At 62.6% G+C, this 23,400-nt stretch carries 17 protein-coding genes; 7 read left to right on the forward strand and 10 right to left on the reverse strand.

Features of this window, described 5'->3' with window-relative positions:
• A partial coding sequence (locus ACRAUW_RS04480) for an anhydro-N-acetylmuramic acid kinase (RefSeq protein ID WP_431361325.1) occupies nt 1-1,117 on the reverse strand: 1,117 nt, incomplete at its 3' end.
• 137 nt (nt 1,118-1,254) lie between these two features.
• Nucleotides 1,255-2,580 (reverse strand): peptidoglycan DD-metalloendopeptidase family protein, encoded by a 1,326-nt coding sequence (locus ACRAUW_RS04485; protein ID WP_431361326.1) that lies wholly within the window; start codon nt 2,578-2,580, stop codon nt 1,255-1,257.
• Nucleotides 2,581-2,689: 109 nt separating this feature from the next.
• Between ACRAUW_RS04485 and tyrS the strand changes: the two genes are divergently transcribed.
• The gene (gene tyrS / locus ACRAUW_RS04490) at nt 2,690-3,889 is read left to right on the forward strand and encodes a tyrosine--tRNA ligase (protein WP_431361327.1); all 1,200 of its coding nucleotides are present in this window, start codon (nt 2,690-2,692) and stop codon (nt 3,887-3,889) included.
• Nucleotides 3,890-3,914: 25 nt separating this feature from the next.
• Here the strand turns inward: tyrS and ACRAUW_RS04495 are convergent, their stop codons facing one another.
• Nucleotides 3,915-4,850, reverse strand: coding sequence for a LysR family transcriptional regulator (locus ACRAUW_RS04495; protein ID WP_431361328.1), 936 nt, complete (start codon nt 4,848-4,850; stop codon nt 3,915-3,917).
• A 108-nt stretch (nt 4,851-4,958) separates the two neighbouring features.
• On the opposite strand from ACRAUW_RS04495, the gene budA reads away from it, so the two are divergent.
• Both budA and alsS read left to right on the forward strand, forming a co-directional pair.
• Nucleotides 4,959-5,753 (forward strand): acetolactate decarboxylase, encoded by a 795-nt coding sequence (budA, locus tag ACRAUW_RS04500; protein ID WP_270656273.1) that lies wholly within the window; start codon nt 4,959-4,961, stop codon nt 5,751-5,753.
• An 18-nt stretch (nt 5,754-5,771) separates the two neighbouring features.
• A complete protein-coding gene (gene alsS, locus ACRAUW_RS04505; RefSeq protein ID WP_431361329.1) occupies nt 5,772-7,442 on the forward strand; it encodes an acetolactate synthase AlsS in 1,671 nt (556 codons plus the stop codon).
• A gap of 114 nt (nt 7,443-7,556) precedes the next feature.
• Here the strand turns inward: alsS and ACRAUW_RS04510 are convergent, their stop codons facing one another.
• Nucleotides 7,557-8,969: an MATE family efflux transporter gene (locus ACRAUW_RS04510; RefSeq protein WP_431361330.1), complete on the reverse strand. Its 1,413-nt coding sequence runs from the start codon at nt 8,967-8,969 to the stop codon at nt 7,557-7,559.
• A gap of 73 nt (nt 8,970-9,042) precedes the next feature.
• The gene (locus ACRAUW_RS04515; protein WP_431361348.1) at nt 9,043-9,981 is read right to left on the reverse strand and encodes a LysR substrate-binding domain-containing protein; all 939 of its coding nucleotides are present in this window, start codon (nt 9,979-9,981) and stop codon (nt 9,043-9,045) included.
• A 496-nt stretch (nt 9,982-10,477) separates the two neighbouring features.
• Between ACRAUW_RS04515 and ACRAUW_RS04520 the strand changes: the two genes are divergently transcribed.
• Nucleotides 10,478-11,770, forward strand: a complete 1,293-nt coding sequence (locus ACRAUW_RS04520; RefSeq protein ID WP_431361331.1) for an HAAAP family serine/threonine permease — start codon at nt 10,478-10,480, stop codon at nt 11,768-11,770.
• A gap of 139 nt (nt 11,771-11,909) precedes the next feature.
• Nucleotides 11,910-13,187, forward strand: coding sequence for an L-methionine/branched-chain amino acid transporter (gene yjeH, locus ACRAUW_RS04525; protein ID WP_431361332.1), 1,278 nt, complete (start codon nt 11,910-11,912; stop codon nt 13,185-13,187).
• A 259-nt stretch (nt 13,188-13,446) separates the two neighbouring features.
• On the opposite strand, the gene ACRAUW_RS04530 is transcribed toward yjeH, so the two are convergent.
• The 4 genes from ACRAUW_RS04530 to ACRAUW_RS04545 all read right to left on the reverse strand — a co-directional run bounded on the left by ACRAUW_RS04530 (nt 13,447) and on the right by ACRAUW_RS04545 (nt 18,763).
• A complete protein-coding gene (locus ACRAUW_RS04530) occupies nt 13,447-13,986 on the reverse strand; it encodes a GNAT family N-acetyltransferase (RefSeq protein WP_431361333.1) in 540 nt (179 codons plus the stop codon).
• A 64-nt stretch (nt 13,987-14,050) separates the two neighbouring features.
• Nucleotides 14,051-15,784, reverse strand: coding sequence for an ABC-F family ATP-binding cassette domain-containing protein (locus tag ACRAUW_RS04535; protein ID WP_431361334.1), 1,734 nt, complete (start codon nt 15,782-15,784; stop codon nt 14,051-14,053).
• Nucleotides 15,785-16,167: 383 nt separating this feature from the next.
• Nucleotides 16,168-16,605 carry a PliI family lysozyme inhibitor of I-type lysozyme gene (locus ACRAUW_RS04540; RefSeq protein WP_431361335.1) on the reverse strand — a complete coding sequence of 146 codons (438 nt, stop codon included), beginning with the start codon at nt 16,603-16,605 and terminating at the stop codon, nt 16,168-16,170.
• A gap of 124 nt (nt 16,606-16,729) precedes the next feature.
• The gene (locus tag ACRAUW_RS04545) at nt 16,730-18,763 is read right to left on the reverse strand and encodes a M13 family metallopeptidase (protein ID WP_431361336.1); all 2,034 of its coding nucleotides are present in this window, start codon (nt 18,761-18,763) and stop codon (nt 16,730-16,732) included.
• Between the two features lie 180 nt (nt 18,764-18,943).
• Here ACRAUW_RS04545 and tilS point away from each other — a divergent pair, with 180 nt between their 5' ends.
• Entirely contained in the window at nt 18,944-20,317 is a 1,374-nt protein-coding gene (gene tilS / locus ACRAUW_RS04550) for a tRNA lysidine(34) synthetase TilS (RefSeq protein ID WP_431361337.1), read from the forward strand.
• An 87-nt stretch (nt 20,318-20,404) separates the two neighbouring features.
• On the opposite strand, the gene ACRAUW_RS04555 is transcribed toward tilS, so the two are convergent.
• A complete protein-coding gene (locus ACRAUW_RS04555; RefSeq protein WP_431361338.1) occupies nt 20,405-21,307 on the reverse strand; it encodes a GGDEF domain-containing protein in 903 nt (300 codons plus the stop codon).
• A 118-nt stretch (nt 21,308-21,425) separates the two neighbouring features.
• Here ACRAUW_RS04555 and ACRAUW_RS04560 point away from each other — a divergent pair, with 118 nt between their 5' ends.
• Entirely contained in the window at nt 21,426-23,378 is a 1,953-nt protein-coding gene (locus tag ACRAUW_RS04560) for a cation:proton antiporter domain-containing protein (protein WP_431361339.1), read from the forward strand.
• Nucleotides 23,379-23,400: the final 22 nt, after the last annotated feature.

The following is a 23,400-nucleotide window of genomic DNA, read 5'->3' on the forward strand; positions in this document are numbered from 1 at the left end:
CGGGATAGAGGGCGCCGAGCACAGCCGGACGGCTGGCGCCGGTGACGGCGGGCAGGTTACCCGGCTTGCGGTGAACAAAGCACATGGCCAGCCAGGCAAAGGCAGCGCCTTCCACCCAGTCGGGGGCAAGGCCCAGCTCGGCAGTGCTGGCGATGCGCCATGCAGGCAGCAGGCTGGCCAGCTCCTTCAGCAAGGGGGTGTTATTGGCTCCACCGCCGCAGACAAACAGCTCCGCTTTCGGCTGGCTGGTACCGACTGACTCGGGCCGGGCAGGCAGTTGGCGGGCGATGCTGTGGCAAGTGAGCGCCTGCAGGGTGCGCTGCACATCCGCCGGAGCATAGGGGCGGCAAGCCAGCTCACCATCGAGCCACGCTAGGGTAAACATCTCCCGCCCGGTGCTCTTGGGATGGGGAGCGGCGAAGTAGGGGTGAGCCAAGAGCTGTTCCAACAGTTCGGGAATGAGCTGGCCGCTGGCTGCCCACTTGCCGCCAGCATCGTAACCGGCCCCCTTGGGGTGATAGCGGCGATACCAGCCATCGAGCAGGGTGTTGGCCGGGCCGGTATCAAAACCATAGACACCGCCCGGATTGCCCGGCAGCACCGAGATATTGGCGATGCCGCCGAGGTTCAGTACCACCCGCAGGGCGCCGGGCTTGGCAAACAGTGCCTGATGGAAGGCGGGCACCAGCGGCGCTCCCTGACCGCCGATGGCCATATCCATGGTGCGAAAATCGGCGATAACGTCGATGTCGGTCAAGGTGGCCAGTAGGGCGGCGTTGCCGATCTGCAGGGTAAAGCCAAGCTGGGGACGGTGGCGGATGGTCTGGCCGTGGCTGCCGATGGCGCGAATATCGGCGGGCGTGAGGCCCGCCTTGGCCAGCAGCGCATGGGTCGCGGCGGCAAATTCGCGTGCCACCAGATTATCGGCCACCCCCATGTGGTCGATTTCGTTGTCGCTCGGAGTGCAGAGGGCATGCAGCGTGCGGACGGTCTCTTGCGGCCAAGGATGACAAAGTGCCGCTTCGACTCGAAGTTCATCCCCATCGATCATCACCAGTACGGCGTCGATACCGTCCATGCTAGTGCCTGACATCAATCCGATATAGCGTTCAGCCATTGGCTCTCCTCACTTGCTGGCGGTTCCCGACACCCATCCGATATGGCGCTCAGCCATGCGCTCACTTCAATCGGGTTGTCAGGCGTGGGTTCAATAAAAGGGGCTGGCAGGGCCTTCACCCTGCCAGCCCTGATGGCTTAGTTGCCGCGACTATCCCGCCTGTTCTGGGCCAGTTGCAGCTCGGGCTTGTCGAGTTTGGCCAGTTGCGGCATCGCCAGCTTCCTGAAGTTGGCCAGCTCGCGCCCGCTCAGGGTCTCTGCCTGCGGCAGGGTGAGGGTGCGCGGGTTCTTGTGAATGCCGCCCACCACGAATTCGTAGTGCAGGTGCGGGCCGGTGACGCGGCCGGTGCCACCCAGGGTGCCGATGGTCTGCCCCTGCTTCACCCGCTGCCCCTTGTTGACGGTGCGTTTGGAGAGGTGCAGGTACTTGGTCACATAGTTGCCGGCATGCTTGATAAAGACATAGTTGCCGTTGAACTGGTTGTAACCGGCAGCCACCACGCTGCCGGAGCCAGCCGCCATGATGGGAGTGCCCACCGGCGCCACATAGTCGATGCCGTTATGGGGGCGGATCTTGCCGGTCACCGGATGGAGGCGGCGCGGGTTGAAGTTGGAGCTGATGTATTTGAAGTTGACCGGCGCACGCAGGAAGCTCTTGCGCATCGCCTTGCCTTCCGGGGTGTAGTAGTTGCCATCTTCATTGAGCACGGCGCGGTAGGCGGTGCCCTGGTTGACGAACTCCGCCGCCAGAATATCGCCGGAGGCAACCCGCTCGTCGTCGCGGAACTTGTCTTCATAGACCACCCGGAAGCTGTCTCCCGGTTGCAAGTCCTGGGCAAAGTCGATGTCCCAGCCGAAGATGGCGGCGAGATCCATGATCTGATCTTCGGTCATCCCCGCGTCCACCGCGGCGCCCCAGAAGCTGGAGCGGATCTCGCCCTTGCTCACCTGTTCGCGGGTGTCGAGGGCGATCTTGACGTTGCGGGCGACAAATTCCTCATCCGTGCGAACTACCTTGAGCGCCTGCTCCAGACTGTGGGGGTAATAGAGGCTGTTTAGCTCGCCATGTTCGGTGAGCTTGAAGGTGAGCTCCTGACCCGGTTGCAACATCCGCAGGGGATCGCTGCCATCGAGCTGGTCGATCAGGTGCAGATCGGTGGTACTCAGGCCAATACGCTGGAAGATCACCCCCATGTTGTCGCCACGGCGCACCTTCACCTGTTTGGTGATGTAGCGCGGCTTGGGCGGGGTCAAGGGCTGAGCGGCCTCGGCCGTCATTTCGTCGTTCAGTGCGTTGTCGTTAGCCGGTTCCCGCAGGGCAATCTCGTTGCCGTTTTCATCGACCCGGGTGGCGACCGCCTGTTCGCTGGGCCAGGCTGCCAGCATCATGATCATGATGCTTAAGATCAGCACCATCTTGCGGTGCCAGTGAGGGAGTGCGTTGAAGGCGTGCCAAATAACCATGAGAAGCAGATGAAGTCGGGCAGAATGGGCGGATTTTACAGCCTTTCCAATTGGCCCGCCATTCCAGTAATATGTTTGGCCCTGTGGAATCGTGATGGAGAGTCAAAAAATGTCCCAGCTCGAGGTGGCGCTAGCCGAGATCAAGCGCGGAGCGGAAGAAATTCTGGTTGAAGAAGAACTTGTCGCCAAGTTGAAGGAAGGGCGCCCGCTGCGCATCAAGTTGGGCATGGACCCGACCGCCCCCGACATTCACCTGGGTCATACCGTGATCCTCAACAAGCTGAAGACCTTCCAGGATCTGGGCCATGAAGTGATCCTGCTGATCGGTGACTTCACTGCCATGGTGGGTGACCCCTCCGGCAAGAACGCCACCCGTCCGCCGCTCTCCGAAGAGGCTATCAAGCATAACGCCCTCACCTATGCCGAGCAGGCGTTCAAGATCCTCGACCCGGCCAAGACCCGCATCGAGTACAACTCGACCTGGCTGAGCGAGCTGGGTGCGACCGGCATGATCAAGCTGGCGGCCAAGCAGACCGTGGCCCGCATGATGGAGCGCGACGACTTCAAAAAGCGCTACACCGGCGGCCAATCCATCGCGATTCACGAATTCCTCTATCCGCTGCTACAAGGCTATGACTCGGTCGCGCTGAAGGCGGACGTTGAGCTGGGTGGTACCGACCAGAAGTTCAACCTGCTGATGGGCCGCGAGCTGCAAAAAGATGCCGGCATGGCGACCCAGTGCGTGCTGATGATGCCGCTGCTGGTGGGCCTGGATGGCGTCAAGAAGATGTCCAAATCCGCCGCCAACTACATCGGCGTACACGATGCCCCGGGCGAGATGTTCGGCAAGATCATGTCCATCACCGACGATCTGATGTGGAACTACTACGAGCTGCTCTCCTTCCGTCCGCTGGCTGAAATCGAAGAGTTCAAGGCAGGTATCGCTGCCGGTACCCTCAACCCGCGCGATGTGAAGATCTGGCTGGCCAAAGAGATCATCGCCCGTTATCACGACGAAGCGGCGGCCGAAGCGGCCCACGAAGATTTCACCCAGCGTTTCTCCAAGAACGCCATTCCGGACGAGATGCCGGAAGTCGAGCTGGCACTGGAAGGTGAAGGTCTGGCCATTGCCAACCTGCTCAAAGAGGCCGATCTGGTGGCCACCACCTCCGAAGCGCTGCGGATGATCAAGCAGGGTGCGGTCAAGGTGGATGGCGAGAAGCTGGAAGATGGCAAGGCACTCATCGGTGCCGGTACCGCTGTCTATCAGGTCGGCAAGCGCAAGTTTGCCCGCGTGACTGTCAAATAAGCAGTCGCATCAGGCAAGCCGGCCATCAGGCCGGTTCAAGCTTGTTCAACAGGGCCTCCTTCGGGAGGCCTTGTCGTATCTGGGCGGCACGGATCTGGGCGATAAAGTGCCGCAGCACGGCACTACCTGGGTGTGGCCGTGTCGCCAGACTGATGCTGGTCATCATACCGTTGCCCTCAATAGGGTGATAACTGACCCCGAGCGGGCGCAGCGCCGCCACCGAGCTTGGCACCAGGGTCACGCCAAAGCCCGCCTGCACCATGCCGACGGTAGAGATCACCTGCGGGCATTCGGGCCCCAGTATCGGCTCGAACCCCGCCTCCCGACAGAGACCTACTATGCCGTCATAGAGCCCGGGCCCGATGGCGTGGGGAAACAGAATAAAACTCTCGTCCTTCAGGCTGGCCAGTGGCAAGGGGCCCGGCCTGGCCTTGGGATGGCTGGTGGGCAGGGCGATCAGCAGCGGCTCCTGCTCGATAAGGTGATGGGCAAAGCCCTCGCTACCGCGGCAGGGGAGCCGCAAGATGGCGGCGTCCAGCCGATCGTTGCGCAGGGCCTCCACCAGTGCCGGCATGGTGCCCTCCTGCGGGCTGAGGGCCACCTCGTGGTAGCGCTCCCGGTAGTCGTGCAGCAGGGTCAGCACCGCGGGGTGGAGCACGGTGGAGCCGGCAAAGCCGATGCGCAGCGCCCCCTGCTCGCCGCGGGCGATCCGCTTCACCTTCTGTTTGGCGGCATCGGCCAGCGTCAGGATCTTGGTGGCATCCCGATAGAGGCTCGCGCCCGCCTCGGTCAGTTCGACGCCGCGGGTGAGGCGACGCAGCAGCGGGGTGCCGAGGCTCTCCTCCAGCTTGCGGATCTGCTGGCTAAGAGGCGGCTGGGCCATGTTGAGCGCCTCGGCTGCCCGGGTGAAGTTCTGTTTGTCGACGACCGCCATGAAGTAGCGCAGGGTTCGCAGTTCCATATCGAAAGAGTCTCAAAGTCGCGGGATCGGTGTATTGGCGTTGAAATGTGATCTGGGTCACCATTGAATCCGAACGCTAACAGGATTCAGGCCGGAGGTGAAACCCGAATGGAACGTATTGCAACATCTGACAGTGCCGGATGCGCGTGTGCCCTCGAAGTGAGTCAGCAGTTTTCCCGCTGGCGCAGGCAGCACGATGGCGGCGAGATCTATCAAAGCTCGCTGATGAGCGCCCTGCTGGCGGGGGTCTACGAAGGGGAGACCACCATGAGCGAGCTGCTGCGCCACGGCGACTTTGGTCTCGGCACCTTCAACCACCTCGATGGCGAGCTGATCGCCTTCGAGCGCCAGATCCACCAGTTGCGCTCCGATGGCTCGGCCCGGCCCGCCCGCGCCGATCAGAAGACCCCCTTTGCGGTGATGACCCATTTTCGCCCCTGTCTGGAGCGTCGCTTCGATCATCCTCTGAGCCGTGACGAGATCCACCAGTGGGTGGATCGGCTGGTGGGGTCTGACAACGTCTTCGTCGCCCTGCGTCTCGACGGCCAGTTTGAAACGGCCAAGGTCCGTACCGTGCCGCGTCAGGAGCCCCCCTATCGCCCCATGCTGGAAGCCATCGAACAGCAACCGCTGTTCCGCTTTGCCGCGGTGGCGGGAACCTTGGTGGGCTTTCGCTGCCCGCCGTTCGTGCAGGGGGTCAATGTGGCGGGCTTTCACGAGCACATGATCACCGCCGATCGCAAGGGGGGCGGCCATCTGCTCGACTACACCATGGCCCACGGCACCCTGCGACTTTCTGTGGTGCGTCACCTCAATCTGGCCCTGCCATCGGATCCCGCTTTCCGGCAGGCCGACCTCAACCCTGCCGATCTCGATCGCGCCATTCAGGCTGCCGAAGGTTGATAGACAAGGAGCAATATCATGGAAAACAGACAGTGGAAGTGCGGTGCCGAGCTGGTGGTTCGTCATCTGGAGGCGCAAGGGGTCAAGCAGGTGTTCGGGATCCCGGGGGCCAAGATTGACCGGGTGTTCGATGCGCTGGAGGACTCCCCCATCGAGACCATAGTGGTGCGCCACGAGGCGAACGCCGCCTTTATGGCAGCCGCGGTGGGGCGTCTCACCGGCAAGGCGGGGGTGGCGCTGGTCACCTCGGGCCCCGGCTGCTCCAACCTCATTACCGGGCTGGCGACCGCCACCTCGGAAGGGGACCCCATGGTGGCGCTGGGCGGCGCCGTGCGCCGTGCCGACGGCCTCAAACTCACCCACCAGAGCATGGACACGGTCAACCTCTGCCGTCCGGTCACCAAGTTCAGTGCCCAGGTCAACAGCGGGGCTGCAATCTCGGAAGTGATGGCCAACGCCTTTCGCGCCGCCGAGCTGGGACGGCCGGGAGCGGCGTTTGTCAGCCTGCCGATGGACATCATCAACAAGCCGGTGCAGGGCAATGTGCTGGTGCCCCGCGAGGTGCCGGAGCCGGGCTGCGCCGATGAGCAGAATATGGAGCTGGCATTGACCCTGCTGCGCAACGCCGAGAATCCGGTGGTGCTGCTCGGCCTGATGGCGAGCCGGCCGGAAAATGCCGAAGCGGTGCGCGCCTTCCTCGACAAGGCGCGGCTGCCGGTGACCGGTACCTATCAGGCCGCCGGGGTGGTGGACAGCTGCCACTTCGATGACTTTGCCGGACGGGTGGGGCTCTTTAACAACCAGCCGGGGGATCAGCTGCTGGCAGGGGCCGATCTGGTGATCTGCATCGGCTACAGTCCCATCGAATACGACCCCGTGCTGTGGAATGGCGACAGGGAGCGGCGCATCCTCCATATCGACGTGCTGCCTGCCGATATCGACAGCAGCTACTGCCCGACCGCCGAGCTGGTGGGGTCGATCCGCGCCAACCTGTTGCAGCTGACCCGCATCATGGGCAATCCGAAAATCCGTCCCCCCGAGGTGGATCGGCTGCTGCAAGGGGTACGCCAGCAGCGACTGCGACTGGCGATGCGGGCCGATGATCTGTACGGCAATCCGGTTCACCCCTTGCGTATCGTGCGCGAGCTGCAGGATCTGGTGCGCGATGACATGACCCTCTGCGTCGACATGGGCAGCTTCCATATCTGGATTGCCCGCTACCTCTACAGCTTCCGCGCCCGTCAGGTGCTGATCTCCAACGGTCAGCAGACCATGGGGGTGGCACTGCCGTGGGCCATCGGTGCTGCGCTGGTGCGGCCGGGGGAGAAGGTGATCTCGGTATCGGGGGATGGCAGCTTTATGCAGTCGAGCATGGAGCTGGAGACGGCGGTGCGGCTCAAGAGCAATATCGTCCACATCATCTGGGTCGATAACGGCTACAACATGGTCGCGATGCAGGAGCAGCAGAAGTATTGCCGCACCTCCGGCGTCTCTTTTGGTCCCATCGACTTCAAACGCTATGCCGAATCGTTCGGGGCGGCCGGTTTCGCGGTGCGCTCTGCTGACGATCTGCGCGCCACCCTGCGTGCCGCACTGGCGGTGGAGGGGCCTGCTGTGGTGGCGATCCCGGTGGATTACTCCGACAACCCGGGGCTGATGGCCCAGCTCAGGCCAGAAGTATTGGCATAGTGTGGGCAGCAGTGCTGGCCTGAATCCCTGTGTAAGAGCAGGCGAACCCGTCCATATAGCAAAAACCGGCATCAGGGGATGCCGGTTTTTTATTGCTACGCGGGATGGGGGGCCTTAACGGGCCAGCTGGACGGCGGCGCGCGCGCGGGCCGGATGTGGGCGCTGTTTGGCTTTTGGCGCGCAGGCCATTTTCAGGCGCAGCCACTCGCGCCACAGCAGCCAGCAGAGCGGCAGGGTGAGCAGCAGCACGGTGGCGGGCTGGGCCATCAGCACCCCATCACGGCCCCACAGTTGCGGCAGCATGAAGATGAGCGGCAGCAGCAACACGGTTTTGGCGATGGAGATGACCAGCGCCTGGCGGGTGCGCGCCATGGATTGCAGCAGCACGATGCCGAACATGATGATCCCCTCCAGCGGAATGGCGCCGAGGTTGAGGGTCAGGCTGCTGATGGCGGCGGCCAGCAGTTCGGGATCCTTGTCGCCGGTATAGAGCATGGCAACCTGTCCCGGCAGCAGCTGGATGGTGAGCCACACCAGCATGCCGTAGATAAAGGTGAACTTGAGCCCCATCTCCATCAGGTACTTGAGGTTGCGATGGCGCTTGGCCCCCGCCGCCTTGCTAATGAGCGGCTGAATGCCGAAGGCCAGCCCCTGCAGAATGACAATAAAAACCGCCTCGGTGTAACCGGCCACGGTAAAGCCCGCCAGATCCTTCACATTGCCGTACACCATCAGCTGGCTGTTGTGCAGCATCAGCAGCAGGCCGAGGTTGAACTGGGCAATCAGGCTCGGCAGGCCGGTAAAGAGCAGGTGCGGCATGGCGGGGAGGTTGGGCACCAGATCCCGCCAGCTGAGGCGCAGCCGGGCCCAGGGGGTAAAGAAGTAGCCAAGGCCGATCAGGCTCACCGCACCTTCTGCCATCAGGGTGGCCTGCGCGGTACCGATCAATCCCAGCCCCAGCCGACCCACCATGATGTAGTTGAGGATGATATTGAGCACGGCGCCGCTGCTCACCAGCACCATGGCCAGTTTCGGCCGACCATCGTTGCGCAGCAGATAGGGCACCGCCAGATTGCTCGCCAGCAGCAGGGTACCGCCGCCAATCCAGGTGAGGTAGTCGCTCGCCTGTTTCCAGGTCTCGGTGCCCTGTTCAATTCCCAACCCGAGCAGGATATCGGTGTGGGTGTAATAGAGCAGCCCCGGCGCAACTACCCCGAGACCGGCCAGCAGCCAGAGGGCGTTGACCAGCGCCTGACGGGCCAGCGTGTCGTTTTTCGCCCCTTGCTGGAAGGAGATGGCAGTGGCGGCCCCCATGCTTATCATGGCGGCCAGACCAATCAGCACCATGATGACCGGATAGACCAGGTTGATCCCGGCGAGGCCAGCGGCACCGACATAGTGGCCGACGAAGATGCCGTCGATGAGGTAGTAGGCCCCCGAGACCAGCATGGCAAGAATGGAGGGGAGGGCGTAAGCCCAGAAGCGACGGGTCATGGCCCGTTGCCGCAGTGTTAAATAGGCAGACATATCTGTTCTCTCGGGGAGTTCGATTATCGAACAGCTAGTCTAGATTAATACTTATTTGGTGATAATCATGGTTTCACTTGATGAATTGCTGAGTATTGCTCACTAATCCGGGGTTTTGATAGTGAGCCTTGAGCATGTCGATCAGGATGCGTAGGCCGCTGCCCAGCTGATGCCGACTGGGATAGAAGAGGTAGAAACCGGCAAAGGTGGGACACCAGGGCTCCAGCACGGTGAGCAGTTTTCCCTCCGCGATTTTTTGGCTTACCTCCTCTTCCAGACAGTAGGCGAGCCCCAGCCCCGCCTCGGCGGCGCCCAGGTAGAGTGCCGGAGTGCTGGTGGTGAGCGGCCCGGTCACTTCAATCTCCAGCATGTTGCCGTCGGCGGCAAAGGCCCAGCGATAGTGATGGTGCGGGGTGAGGCGATAGCCGATACAGGCGTGGCGACTCAGCTCGCTTGGGTGCTCCGGCGTACCGTGCTCGGCCAGATAGGCGGGGGAGCCCACCACCAGATAGCGCTGGGGCGAGCCAAGGGGAATCCCGATCATCTCCTTGGGCAGCAAGTCCCCGTAAAAGAGCGCCGCATCATAACCATCTTCTATCAGGCGGGGCATCAGCTCCTGCTCCACCACTTCCACCTGCATTCTGGGATAACGGGCCAGATAGTCGATCAGCACAGGTGCCAGCAGGCTGTCGATGGCGCCGCGGGGGGCGCAGAGCTTGAGCCTTCCCACCGGTTCATCGCTGTTGCGGGCCAGCTCGCAAAGTGCCTCTTCCAGGGTATTGAGGGTGGGGAGCAGCTGTTTGAGCAGCCGCTGGCCCGCTTCTGTCGGCACCACGGCGCGGGTGCTGCGGTTGAGCAGTCGCACCCCCAGACGGGCTTCCAGCCCCTTCAGGCTATGGCTGAGGGCAGAGGCGGAGACCCCGAGTTCGAGGGCGGCCTTGCTGAAACTGCTGTGACGGGCGACGGCGGCAAACACCGCCAGTTCGGCGAGATCGGTACGGGTAATGGTCATCATCAATCAACAAAAAGGCGTGAGTCACAAGGGTACGCCAAGGCCGTTCTGCAGACAAACCGCGCACAAAATGGGCTTTGTTGTAAAAGTGTATCAACTTGTGGTTCATTGATTTCAGTGAAACCAAGTTGATTTGTTAAAAAAAACTCACAATGAAGCGACTTTGGTGTGATACTGGTCATCCAAAAGGCGACCAGAATCAAACTTTGGTTGATTAATTCAAAAAAACGCTGTGATTAATAGGGGCATTTAATTAAAGTCAGCCAACAAGAGTGGCGCACGTTAATCGGTTGTTAAGTGAGACGGGCGCCGACCCTCAGGGTCAAAATCTCGCACTGTAGTTTGTTGCAAGCTTGTTGTCACAAGGGGTGATAGCCAGGTTGCCGGAGGCGAGAAGCTAATGACAAGGATTGACAGCAGGCGTTCCAGGGAGATGGAACCGGGCCCCGGGCCCGAACAAACAAGATCCCATTTTCCTAGATGACAGGAACAACGTATGTCTGACATGAATATTGCAGCTGATGGTCGTGTAGCCAGCAACGCCGCTCGTGGCATCAACAAGGCCGATGTGGTCTGGATGCTGGGTCTGTACGGTACCGCGATCGGTGCCGGTGTGCTCTTCTTGCCAATCAACGCCGGTGTAGGTGGCCTGTGGCCACTGGTTGCCATGCTGATCCTGGCGCTGCCGCTGACCTTCTTCGCCCACCGTGGCCTGACCCGCTTCGTGCTGTCCGGTTCTACCCGTGATGGCGACATCACCGAAGTTGTTGAAGAGCACTTCGGCAAGACCGCAGGCAAGTTCATCACCCTGCTCTACTTCTTTGCCATCTACCCGATCCTGCTGATGTATTCAGTAGCCATCACCAACACCGTCGAAAGCCTGATGGTTCACCAGCTGGGCATGACTGCACCTCCCCGCGCCATCCTGTCTCTGGCGCTGATCCTCGGCCTGATGGCGATCGTTCGCCTCGGCGGCCAGGTTATCGTCAAAGCGATGAGCGTGCTGGTATTCCCGTTCGTGATCACCCTGATGGGCCTGGCGCTCTACCTGATCCCGCACTGGAACGGTGCCATCATCACTGAAGCTCCGGCTCTGTCCGACGCCTTCAACGGTGACTTCATCAAGACCCTGTGGCTGGCTATCCCGGTTATGGTGTTCTCCTTCAACCACTCCCCGATCATCTCCTCCTTCGCGGTGGACAACAAAGGTCGTTACGGTGAAGGTGCCGAGAAGAAGTGCAGCAACATCCTGCTGGGTGCCCACGTCATGATGGTGATGACCGTTATGTTCTTCGTATTCAGCTGCGTACTGAGCCTCTCCCCGGCTGACCTGGCTGCTGCCAAAGAACAGAACATCTCCATCCTGTCCTATCTGGCCAACCACTTCGATAACCCGGTTATCGCCACTGTGGCTCCGCTGATCGCCATGGTTGCCATCAGCAAATCCTTCCTGGGTCACTACCTGGGTGCGCAAGAGGGCATGAACGGCCTGATGGCCAAGTCACTGCGTGAAAAGGGCAAGAACGTTGACGTCAAGCAGCTGAACAAAGTGACCGCGATCTTCATGATCCTGACCACTTGGGCCATCGCCACCATCAACCCGAGCATCCTCGGCATGATCGAAGACCTGGGCGGCCCGATCATCGCCATGCTGCTGTTCCTGATGCCGATGTACGCCATCGCCAAGGTACCTGCCATGCGCAAATACGCTGGCAACATCAGCAACGGCTTCGTGACCATCATCGGCCTGATCGCCATGTCCGGTATCATCTACAAGCTGATTGCCTGATAACTCCGGTTCGTTCTTGTGAAAAGCCGCTTCAGCAATGAAGCGGCTTTTTTTATTTGGGCAAGGAATAGCCCTTAACAAGCAAGGTGCTGCGGCCTAACATGGCCCGACATCTGTTTATTAATCGGGACAAAGGAATATGTCTGCGTTGAAAAAGGATCTCGGGCTCTGGCAGGGGATGGGGCTGCTCGCCACCTCGCTGCTCGGCACCGGGATCTTCGTGGTACCGGCGACCGCAGCCTCACTGGCGGGCGGGGCCTCGCTCTGGGCCTGGTTGCTGTTGATTGCGCTGGTGCTGCCCATCGCTTTTACCTTCGCTCGCCTCGGCCGTCGCTATCCCCATGCGGGCGGTGCGCCGCACCTGATTGGCCTTGCCTTTGGCAACGGTGCCGAGCGCTTTTCCGCCTTCCTGTTTCTGGCGGTGCTGCCGGTGGGCCTGCCCGCCGCCCTGATGATTGCAGCCGGTTTCTGGCACGCCCTGTTCGAGATGGGGGAGTGGACCCTCTGGGCCATCCAGCTGCTCACCCTGCTCGGGGTCTTTCTGCTGGGGCTGCGCGGGGCGCGATCTTCCGGCAACTTGCAATTGCTGATTGCGCTCGCCATTTTGGGGCTCACCCTGCTTATCTGGTTCAAGGGGGAGGTGAGTTGGCGCGATGCAGCCCGGCCGCTGCCGAGCGCGGACGAGTGGCCCCTTATGGCCACCGCGCTGGCGGTGATGTTCTGGTGTTTCGTCGGGCTGGAAGCCTTCGCCCATATGGGGGAAGAGTTCAAGCGGCCACAGCGGGACTACCCTATCGCCCTGCTAGGTGGTGTGCTGCTGGCGGGGCTTATCTACTGGGTACACTCGCTGGTGGTGCTCAAGTACGGCCTCTACGGCGATGAGGCGAAAAACGCCACCGCCATCCCCTCCCTGCTGGCCCTGCTGTTCGGCCCCACCGCCAAGTGGCTGGTAGCGGTGCTCGGCTACCTCTCCTGTTTTGCCAGCATCAACATCTACATTCAGGGCTTTGCCCGGCTTATTTGGAGCATGGCGCGGGAAGGCAAGCTGCCCCCCTCGCTGGCCGAGCTTACCGCGCGCGGGGCGCCGCTGCGGGCTCTCGGTCTGGTGCTCGTCATCTGTCTGCTCTGCATCACCCTGATCATCTGGCTGCGACTGCCGCTCGATGAGCTGATCCGCTACGCCAACGGCAACTTCGTGCTGGTCTACCTGCTCTGCATGGCAGCGGGTTGGCGCCTGCTCGGCGGGGTGGGCAAGGGGCTGGCGGGGATAAGCGTGCTGCTCTGCACTCTGGTACTGGTGGCGCTCGCCACCCAAGTGCTCTATGCGGTGGTGCTGAGTCTTGGCTACGGCGGCTTCTCCCTGTGGCGGCGCAGACGCCGGCTGCTGACCTCTGACGATATTTGCGCCATCAAGTAGCCCCCGAAAAAAGCCCCGCAGTGCGGCAATGCTGTTCACTTAAGAGAATTTGAGTTCCAGTCCACGTAGTATCAGGGCTAAAAAATGAGGGAGGCATGATGCCTCCCTCTTTCTATTGCAAGCCACGCTGGATAAAGGCTGAAGGAAGATCGACTGGAAACAGCCTTGCTCCCCCAACTCAAGTCGCATTTATGAATAATCAGTCAAAAATGTGCTTATCTGAACAGCATTGCCGCAGTGCGGGGCTTGTTGTTGTCTGTCAGCGGCTTGCGGGCAGGTCGCAGCGCAAGATGGCGTAGTGGCGCAGGGAGATGAAGCCATCCCCCTTGCGTTCGCACTCCCGTGCCGTGCCCTCGTAGTGAAAACCGGCCCGCTCCAGCAGACGGGCGGAGGGGAGGTTGGGCTCCTCCACCACCGCCAGCAGCCGGTGCAGGTCGGTAGTGCGGTAAGTGAGCGGCAGCCACAGCCGCAGCGCCGTGCTCATCACCCCCTTGCCCCAATGCTCGGGATAGAGCCAGTAGCCCAGCTCGGCCCGCCGATGAGTCGGGTCGACATCGTTGTAACCGATGGCGCCGAGCGGCTCACCCGAGCGCCGATCGCGAATGAGATGCCAGGCACCGCGCCCGCTGTGGGTCAGATCGGCATACCACTCCATCTGGACCTGGCACGCCGTCAGGCTGTCGTAGCTGACGCCGTAATAGGTGACGACCCGCGGATCGGACAAGCCGCGATAGATGTGGGGCAGGTCGGCGTTGGTGACCGGATCCAGCCTGATGTGGGGTTGTTGCGTTGATGTCATGGTGGCTCCTTGCGGCCAACCGGAGTTGGCCGCGTGAGTTGAGTGGTAATGGATGATGCCGGCATCAGGCAAAGCCGAGCCGCTCGGCAAGGTGCGCCAGCTCGCTCTGCCACTGCTGCTGCAGGCGCGGGGTCTGGTGTCTGGGCTTGCGTGCCAGATCGGCGGCGAGCAGGGCATCGAGTTCATACCAGCGTGCCAGCTGCGCCTCTTCGTCATCCGCAGGGTCGGCCAATGCCTGCGCCGTTGCGGGGAGGGCCCTGCTTGCCTTGTCTGCTGCCAGCAAGGGGGCATCGCTGAGCAGTTCGGCATAAGCCTGCTCGGCGCTGTGGGCCTCCCGGATCTGCCCGTCCCTGATCAGCCAGAAGCGGTTGCTGCTGCGCTCGATCAGATCCCGGTCGTGGGAGACAAGCAGCACGCCGCCAGCAAAGCCGGTTAGCGCCTCGGCCAGCTCCTCCTTGCCTGCCAGATCCAGGTGGTTGGTCGGCTCATCGAGCCAGAGCATGTGGTGGCTGCCGAGGGACAGGGCGAGAAACAGCAGCCGTGCCCGCTCGCCCCCGCTCAAGGTACGTACCTGCTGGCCGTGACGGGCATAGGGGAAGCCCGCCCGGATCAGTGCCTGACGCCGGATCGTCTCCGGCAGAGGAGCCAGCGGGTAGAGGGCATCGCTCAGGGTGGCGTCGTCAGCCAGCTGCTGCAGCGACTGATCGTAATAGGCGATGCTGGCGCCGGGGTGGCGATACCAGCCCTCGGCCGGTTGTTGAGCGCACACCTCGCCCCAGCACTGACGCAGCAGGGAAGACTTGCCCGTGCCGTTGGCGCCGAGCAGGGCGACCCTATCGCCAGCACGCAGCCAGAGATCCTCGGCTCGCAGCAGCGGCGGCAAGCCGGGGGCGGGGTGCACGTCGAGGTTTTCCAGCCGAAGCAGGGCATCGGCGGGCAGTGCCTGCCCGCGCAGTTCGAGGCGCCAGGGTGCACCCGCCCCGACCACGCTCTGCTCCTCCTGCAGCCTGGCCACCCGTTTCTCCATGGACTTGGCCTGGCGCACCAGTTTCTCGTTGTCATGCTCCCGCCCCCAGATGGCGAGGCGTTTGCTGCTGGCGCTCAGGCGGTCGATCTCTTTTTGCTCGTCGGCCCGGCGCAGGCGGGTTTGCTCATCCTCTTCGGCCAGGGCCGCCCTGGCCTGGCTGCAGGGCAGGGCGAAGCGATGAAGCCGCCGATCCCGCAGGATCAGGGTCTCGCGGGTTACCCGATCGAGCAGGCGACCATCGTGCGACACCAATACGAAGGTGCCACGCCACGCCAGCAGGAAGCGCTCGAGCCAGAGCAGGGCGGGCAGATCCAGGTGGTTGCTGGGTTCGTCCAGCAGTAACAGGTTGGGTTGGTGCAGCAGGGCACGGCCTATCTGCAAGCGGGTGTGCTGACCGCCGCTCAGCGCGCTGACCGGAAGGTCGGCCTGCTCGGTCAGTTGCAGTTCGGTCAGCATCTTGTCTACCTGCCACGCCTGGTCAGCCTTGTTAGCCAGCGCATCGAGCAGCACGGCGCGGGTGCTGAGTGCTTGCAGTTGCGCGGGCAGATGCTGGGCCACAAATTCACAGCGGCAGGGGCTAGCCTTGTGGATGCGCCCCTCATGGGGCTGGCGTTGACCGGCCAGCAGGGCGAGCAGTGTGCTCTTGCCACAGCCGTTGGCGCCTATGAGGCCAATGCGATCACCGCTGCGGATGCTGAGGTCGAGGTTGTCAAATAACGGAAGGTGCCCCGCACTCATTTGCAGGGAATGGGTACTCATCAGGGTTGTCATGCTCTTGCTCTCTTAAATTCCGGGATCGAAGATCCCTGTCATCAGGAGCGCTGGCGACAACGGCAGAGTCGAGAAAGGTCTCGGTTTGGAAGGGAGTCGGCTTTGCTCGAACCCGCTATCGCAGCGCGATGGTATGCAGGCAAGAGCACGCGAATGTGCCGAACAGGCGGGCCGAGAACATCGGACACGCTTGGATAACCATTTTTTACCTCCTTATTTTTCGTAGTGGCAAGGTGCGGCGATTATATGCGCAGAAAAAAAAAGCCGTCCATCGGGGTTCAGGTCTGTCGCCGGGCAGCAAGGAGGCGAGAAAGGGCGTCAGCGTTCGTCGCCGACAAGGCGGCAGCCCCGCGCTGCGGGGCTGCCTCATGGCGAGTGATGAATTAATCGCGGGGGGTTTTGAGTGCCTGGATCACATCGTCAGTGGGAGCCAGCTCCTCGACGTGGTTGAAGCTCTCGATCCCCTCGTGCGGATGCAGGGTGAAGGCGTCGGCGCTCAGGTAGCTGCCGCTGCCGGTGCTCTCCATGATGACGATGAGCTCGGGCTGCTTGTCACCGTTGAGATCCTGCAGTTTGAGCTCCTTGATGGTGCCATCGCGCGCCAGCACCTTGCCGTCGATGAACTGATCGAGGGGAAACTGCGGATTGGCGCCGGAGTAAAGGCGTACGTCGTAGCTGCCGATGGAGGCGGGTTCACCACGCCCCTCGCTGACGGTGATCACCTGGCCGGAGGGCAGCGTCAGTTGTTTGAAGAATCCCTCCGCCGCCTGGCCAGTCAGTGGCAGGGTGAGCAGGCCGAGTGTCATGAATAAGGTTTTCATCGATGTGACCCTTGTTGCTGCGGTGACGGGCCGGCATGCCTGCCCGTCACGGATGTGAATGTGTGGGCCGGGTTCGGGCTTGCCTCTACCCGGCTCTCTTTCTCTGCTTCGCCGGAGGCGGCCATTACCAGATCTTGACCCGTTTGGCCGGGTCCAGATAGAGCTTGTCTTCCGGCTGGATGTTGAATGCCTCGTAGAAGGCGGGAATGTTCGGCACCACGCCGTTGACCCGGTACTCGGGGGGCGAGTGGGGGTCGGAGCGCAGCAGCATCTGCATCAGCTCGGGGCGATACATCCCCTTCCACACCTGCGCCCAGCCGAGGAAGAAGCGCTGCTCGCCGGTGAAGCCATCCAGCACCGGTGCCTCCTTGCCATCCAGTGACAGCTCGTAGGCCTTGTGGGCGATGGTGAGACCGCCCAGATCGCCGATGTTCTCCCCCAGGGTGAACTGGCCATTGACGAACTGGCCGTTGATGGGCTCGAAGCGGTTGTACTGGGCCACCAGACGGCTGGTGCGGAAGCGGAACTCCTTGAGATCCTGCGGTGTCCACCAGTCGCGCATCATGCCGTCACCGTCGGATTTGGCCCCCTGATCATCAAAACCGTGGCCCATCTCGTGGCCAATGACCCCGCCGATGGCGCCGTAGTTGACCGCATCATCCGCCGTCATGTCGAAGAAGGGGGGCTGCAAGATGGCCGCCGGGAAGACGATCTCGTTGTTGCTCGGGTTGTAGTAGGCGTTCACCGTTTGCGGCGACATGTGCCACTCGTCCCGGTCGACCGGCTTGCCGAGGCGCGCCAGACTGTCTGCGTATTCAAAGGCTTGCGAGCGTTGCAGGTTGCCCAGCAGATCATCCGGCTTGATGGCGATGGCGCTGTAATCCTGCCACTTGTCGGGGTAGCCGATCTTGGGGCGGAACTTGGCCAGCTTCTCGAGTGCCTGAGCCTTGGTCTCGGGCGACATCCAGTCGAGTTCCTTGATGCTCTGGCCGTAGGCGGTGCGCAGGTTCTCCACCAGCTGCTCCATCCGCTCCTTGGCTGCAGGCGGGAAGTAGCGAGCCACATAGAGCTGGCCGACCGCTTCACCCAGATGATCGTTCAGCACCCCGAGCGCCCGCTCCCAGCTGGCGCGCTGCTTGGGCGTGCCGCTCAGGGTGGTGCCGTAGAAGGCGAAGTTGGCGCGGTCGGTCTCGCTGTCGAGATAGGGGGCGTAGTCGGTCAGCAGTTGCCACTTGAGGTAGGCCTGCCAGTCGGCGATGGGGGTCTGGGCCATCACCTGATCCAGCGCGCTCAGATAGGTCGGCTGACCGATGATGAGCTCCGGCTGGCCAGCGATGCCCGCGGCATTGAGATAAGCCTGCCAGTCGAGATGGGGGGCGAGCCGTGCCAGTTCGCTGGCGGAGCGCTTGTTGTAGTTCTTCTCCCGATCCCGCAGGGCGACGTTGTCCCACTGGATGGTGGCGAGCCGGGTTTCGAGGGCCAGAATCCGTTTGGCCTTGCCGCTCGGGTCAGATTCCCCGAGGCGGCTCAGCATGGCGGCGATATGCTGCTGGTACTTCTGGCGCAGCGCCTGACTCTCGGGATCCTGCTTGAGGTAGTAGTCCCGATCCGGCAGTCCCAGTCCACCTTGATAGAGGTAGACCGCATAGCGGTCGGGAGACTTGGCATCGGCGTCGATCCAGATGCCGAACGGCGCGCCGCCGCCCATGCGGCCCGACTGGGCAAAGGCGCGGGCCAGCGCGGCCTGATCACCGATCCGGTCGATATCGGCCAGCGCCGGCGCCAGCGGGGTGAGCCCCTTGGCGTCACGGCCTGCCTGATCCAGATAGCTGGCGTAGAGATCGCGGATCTGCTGGGTCGGCGTACCGGTGGCGGCCTCCTGCTTGGCCAGCCCCTCGACCAGCACCCGCACATCGGCGAGGGATTTGTCCCGCAGCATGTAGAAGGCGCCATCGGCGGGGCGATCGTCGGGGATCTTGGCGGTGGCGAGCCACTTGCCATTGACGTAGCGGAAGAAGTCATCGCCGGGTTTGACCTGGGTGTCCATATTGGCCAGCGCCAGCCCGGAGTGTTTGGGGGAGTCTTGCGGTGCCTGACTGCAGCCAGCCAGCAGTGCCAGTCCAATCAGGCCAGCCAGTAAGCTTTTCTTATTGTTCATCTTGTTTGATTCCAATTCCGATTGTTTGCTTCCCTGCCCATCTTCCTTGCTCCAACCGGTTGTGCGACCGCCTTGCGGCCAGCCTGGTGGAGAGGGCGGGCGAGCCTCACTCTAGCAGCAGGGTTGCAGCTTGATAAGCCCGACTCTGCTAAGATCGGCCGGTCCGTTTTGGGGAAGCCTATGATTTCTCATCTTTATTCTCGCTTTTGTCTGACTATGCCAGCGCCGGAAGGTTCCACCGGTCTGCTGGTGGCCTTCAGTGGCGGCCTCGACTCCACCCTGCTGCTGGTGCTGGCGGCGCAGTATGCCCGCGAGCATGGCCTGCCACTTCGCGCCCTGCACGTGCACCACGGCCTCAGTCCCCATGCCGATGAGTGGGTCGCTCATTGTGAAGCCGTGTGTCAGCAATTGGCGGTGGAGCTGCTGGTCGAGCGAGTGACTCTGGCCCGCGGCAATGGCGAGAGTCTGGAGGCGCAGGCTCGCACCGCCCGTTACCAGCGGTTGACCGCCCGGATGCGGGAGGGGGAGTGGCTGCTCACCGCCCACCATCAGGACGATCAGCTGGAGACCCTGCTGCTGGCCCTCAAGCGCGGCGCCGGTCTGCGCGGTCTGGCCGGCATCTTGCCAAGCCAGCCCTTTGCTGGCGGTCTGCTGCTGCGGCCGCTGCTCGATATGAGTCGCGCCGAGCTGGCCGAGGCGGCGGCGAGCCTCCCCTTTGGCTGGGTGGAGGATGAGAGCAATCAGGACGTGAGCTATGACCGCAACTTTTTGCGCCAGACGCTTATCCCCCAGCTCAAGGCGCGCTGGCCCGCCATGGCCCAGACCGCGGCGCGCAGTATGGCCCTGTGCGCCGAGCAGGAGGCGCTGCTGGAGGAGCTGGCCGAGAGCGACTGGCAGCTGGCGGGCGAGGGGGAGGCGCTCCATATCGGCCCGCTGCACGCCCTTTCACCCATCCGGCGCAACAACCTGCTGCGCTACTGGATCCGCCGTCAGGGGGGGGAGATGCCATCTCGTGAGCAGCTTGCCCGGCTCTGGCAGGAGGTGGTGCTGGCGCGCGGCGATGCCAATCCCCAGCTCAACTGGGGGCGCCAGAGCTGCCGCCGTTTTCAGGAGCGGCTCTATCTGGTGAGCCCTGACCTGCAACCCTGCCATCAGGTGTTGCCGCTGACCGTGGGTGAGCCGCTGCCCCTGCCGGACGGTTTGGGCGAGCTGGTGGTGCGCATGGCGGAGCACGGCGAGGATCTGCTGCGTTCCCCCCGGCCGGACGAGCCGCTCTTGGTGCGTTTTCAGGTGGCGCCCGGGATCCCCCTCAAACCGGTGGGGCGAAGCGGCAGTCGGCGGATGAAGAAGCTGCTGCAGGAGTATGGCGTGCCTTCGTGGCAGCGGGGGCGCATCCCCATCCTCTACTATGGCGAGCAGGTGGCGGCGGTGGTGGGGCTCTTTATCTGCGACGGTTTTATGGCGCAGGGGGCCGGGCTGGTGTGCCACTGGCAGGGGAGTGGGCCGCCCCGGTTTTGCCCGAGCAGGATCTTGCCTGAGGTGATCTCGGCGTGAGGGGGGATTAGCCCCAAAAAAGAAGCTCCGGTCACATGGCGCGCATGTGCCGGAGCAAAGAAGAGTTCGGGATTATTCGTTTCGGGATTATTCGTTAGGGCTGGCCTTGCCTGCTTTTTTGCGGGCGTAGAGGTGGCTGTCGGCCGCCTCGTAGAGGCTCGGCACATCGACCCCGGATTGCCAGCTGGCGGCGCCAAGGCTGCATCCGACCGAGAAGGTGCTGAGCTCCTTGTTGGTCATCAACATATGCTGCAGTCGCAGCCAGACCGGGCGCCACGCCTCAGGTTCGGCCGGTTGTAGCAGCAGGGCAAATTCATCTCCCCCGAGCCGGAAAGCTTGATCCGTGCTGCGGATACACCCCTTGAGCAGCTGGGCGAAGCGGCTCAGCACCAGATCCCCCACCGGATGACCCCAGGTATCATTGATCTGCTTGAAGCGATCGAGATCCAGCAGCACCAGCACCAGACCGTGAGGCTCGCGGCTATGCTGCTCGATGGCGCGGCCGATAGCCTCGTCAAAGTAGGAGCGGTTGCCAAGGCCGGTCAGGTGATCGAGCCGAACCAGCTGATCCAGCCTTTCCAACCGCAGATAGAGGGGCAGCAGCAGGCAGAGCAGCTGATGGTATTGCATCAGTACCCGTTGCTGGCTGCCGCTCAGCGGATGTTCCAGCTCGTAGTGGAGCTGGCCGAGCAGCTGGCCATGCTGACCGCGCAGCTCGAACGGATAGTTGTGCGGGTTGAGGGTGGCCAGCGGCGGGTGCTGGATCAGCACATGGGGCTGGCCACAATCGAGGTAGAGACCGTGGATCCTGACAATTCTTGCCGCACGATCGGCAAAAGTTGTCAGCAGACCGCCGAGATCGCTCTGCCCCAACAACTGCTCGAGCAACTGGTTGCGTTCAACGCTGGGCAACGGCGTGAGCCGCTCCATCTGGCGAACCCACTGCTCGATGCCATGGCTAAAGCCATTAAGTGACGACGTATTTTCCATGGTCTTCCACCTGTAACACCTGACTACTGTCTCCTCCTTGCAATTGGCATGCCCAATATATCTTTCCTGCCCGCCAGATCGGCTGACTAAGCTTAAGTCGATAAAAGGAGAGGAAAATTTGTACACCGACCTGTTGATCCTGCTGTTCGCCGCCGTCCTGCTGGTGGCAACTTTCCGGCGCCTCGGCTTGCCGGTGATCCTCGCCTACCTGATTGCCGGCGTCTTGCTCGGCCCCCACGGGCTGGCGGTGATCACCGGCCAGTCGATCATGCAGACCATTGCCGAGCTGGGGATCGTCTTTTTGATGTTCTCGCTGGGGCTGGAGTTCTCCCTGCCGAAATTGCTGGCGATGCGCCGGTTGGTGCTGGGGGTCGGGATGTTGCAGGTGCTGCTCACGTCACTGCTCTTCTTCGCCATCGGCTGGTGGTGGGGGCTGGGTTTGGCCCAGTCGCTGGTGGTGGCGGGGACGCTTGCTCTGTCATCGACGGCGGTGGTGATCAAGCAGCTCGGTGAGCAGAAGCAGCTCCATACCCGCCGCGCTCAGCTGGGGGTGAGCGTGCTGCTGTTTCAGGATCTGGCGGTGGTGCCCCTGCTGGTGATGATCCCTATCCTCGCCCAGCCGGAAGTGCAGGGCAGCGCCCTGGCCGCCGAGATCGCCTGGGCCACCCTCAAGGGGCTGTTTGCTCTATTTACTCTGCTGGCGGTGGGCAAGTGGTTGCTGCCGCTGCTGTTTCACGAGGTGGCGCGAGCCCGCTCCGAGGAGCTGTTTGTGCTTAGCGCCCTGCTGGTGGCGCTGCTGGCTGCCTACATGACCCATTCGCTCGGGCTGTCGATGGCGCTGGGGGCGTTTCTGGCGGGGATGATGCTGGGGGAGTCCCACTACCGTCATCAGCTGGAGGTGGACATCAAGCCCTTTCGCGATGTGCTGATGGGGCTCTTCTTTATCACCATCGGCATGGCCATGGATTGGGAGCTGGTGGCGCGGGCATGGTGGCAGGTAATGATCTGCGTGGTGTTGCTGGTGCTCTGCAAATCCCTGCTGGTGCTGCTGGCTGGGCGGCTGATGGGAGAGCGCAAGCGCGACAGCATGGCGGCCGGCATCATGCTGAGCCAGGTGGGGGAGTTCGGCTTTGTGCTGCTGGCGCTGGCACTTCACCACGGCCTGCTGGATCCGCAACTGGTCTCCCGGCTGATCGGCATCGGCATCATCTCCATCGCCATGACCCCCTGGCTGGTGACCCAGGCTCACTCGCTGGCCCGCAGTCTGACCGATCCGGCGTTGTTGACCCGCTCCGAAGTCGCCCAGTCGGGGCTCAGCAAGAGCCAGCACGTCATCATCGCCGGGTTTGGCCGGGCGGGACAGACCTGTGCCCGTTTTCTCAAGCTTGAGGAGATCCCGTTTCTGGCCCTAGACCTTGACCCCGAGCGGGTGAGCGAGGCCAAGCAGGCAGGGGAGCAGGTGGCCTTCGGCGATGCCAGCCGCCGCGATATTCTGCTGGCCGCCGGGCTGTTGCGGGCACGGCTGGTGATCATCACCTTCGATGACCGCAAGCGGGTTGAGGCGATGTTGGCACTGATCCGCGAACTGGCGGGGGATCTCAAGGTGCTGGTGCGCACCCGGGATGACAGTTTTCTGGAGCAGTACAAGCAGGCGGGGGCGTTTGAGGTGATCCCTGAATCCCAGGAGGGGGCCCTGATGCTGGTCTCCCACCTGCTGCTCAACTGCGATATCCCCATCGGTCGGGTGATCCGCCGGATGGAGCTGGAGCGCAGCAGTCAGTATCGCTTCCTGCACGGCTTCTACTGGGGGGATCAGAGCGCCAGCAATCTGGAGGCAGATCAGCTGCTTGAACGTCTCCACCCGCTGCTGCTGCACGATCAGGCGTGGGCGGTAGGCCGTGAAGTGCGCGAGTTGCCGCTTGATGAGGTGCGGATCAAGGAGGTGCAGCGCGGCGATCAGAGCCTGGAGCCCAGACCCGAGCTGGTGCTGGCGGCCGGTGACCGGCTGATCCTGTTTGGTACCGTGGTGGCGATGGAGCAGGCGGAGCAGCGTCTGCTGGAGGGACGCTGAGTCCCCTCGCACATCGGCAGCC

Source organism: Aeromonas sp., from assembly GCF_050633025.1.
Classification (GTDB): Bacteria; Pseudomonadota; Gammaproteobacteria; order Enterobacterales; family Aeromonadaceae; genus Aeromonas.